This is a genomic window from Brasilonema bromeliae SPC951 (assembly GCF_012912135.1).
Classification (GTDB): domain Bacteria; phylum Cyanobacteriota; class Cyanobacteriia; order Cyanobacteriales; family Nostocaceae; genus Brasilonema; species Brasilonema bromeliae.
This window is the reverse complement of the sequence record NZ_QMEB01000438.1, coordinates 1-939: the sequence shown is the minus strand read 5'-3', so window position 1 is coordinate 939 and position 939 is coordinate 1. Positions and strand designations below refer to the sequence as shown.

Annotated in this window: 1 protein-coding gene; it reads left to right on the top strand. The window is 43.8% G+C overall.

Features of this window, described 5'->3' with window-relative positions; all coding sequences use genetic code 11:
* Window positions 1-187 precede the first annotated feature (187 nt).
* Window positions 188-939, top strand: a 752-nt coding sequence (locus tag DP116_RS28335) for a DUF3479 domain-containing protein (RefSeq protein WP_246275848.1), incomplete at its 3' end; no start/stop codon positions are given.

Sequence of the window (939 nt, the reverse complement as noted above, 5' to 3'; positions counted from 1 at the left end):
GGGGTGGACGAGTCCGTTTCCTACCTGATAACTGATAACTGATAACTGGTAACTGGTAACTGATAACTGGTAACTGGTAACTGATAACTGGTAACTGATAACTGATAACTGTTGGGGGCTTGTACCCTGTTCGGAATTATCGGTCACAATATAGAGATAGAAAACCCTAACCTTTCTATCTCAACACATGAAACGTATCGTCTTAATTGCTGGATTTGAATCATTCAACGCCGACTTGTATCGGAAGGCAGCTTTTTTGGCGACTTCTCGTGTCAGTGAGTTGGATATTTGTGTGTTTAGCGATCGCGACATCACCACCAAACGCACTGAGGTGGAAGCCGCACTAAAAGATGCTGATGTGTTTTTTGGTAGCTTGCTGTTTGATTATGATCAGGTATTGTGGTTGCGCGATCGCATCTCCCATATCCCCATCCGCCTCGTGTTTGAGTCAGCCTTGGAATTGCTGAGTTTAACCAAACTGGGTGCTTTCGCCATCGGCGATAAACCCAAAGGAATGCCCAAACCAGTTAAATTTATCTTAGACAAATTCAGCAACGGACGAGAGGAAGATAAACTCGCAGGTTATATTAGCTTTTTAAAAATAGGACCAAAACTATTGAAATATGTGCCAGTGCAAAAAGTGCAAGACTTACGCAACTGGCTTATTATATATGGTTACTGGAATGCTGGTGGACCAGAAAACGTTGCTGCTTTATTCTGGACATTGGCAGAAAAATATTTAAGTCTTAAGGTAGGTGAAATTCCCCCGCCAGTCGAAACCCCGAATATGGGGTTGTTACATCCCGACTATCAAGGATTTTTTGAATCACCACGGGCATACCTGGAATGGTATCAGCAGATCCCTCCTCGCCCTGCTTATAAACAGGGCAATATTAGCCCCCCTTTGGAAGGGGGGTTGGGGGGATCTAATTTGAAACT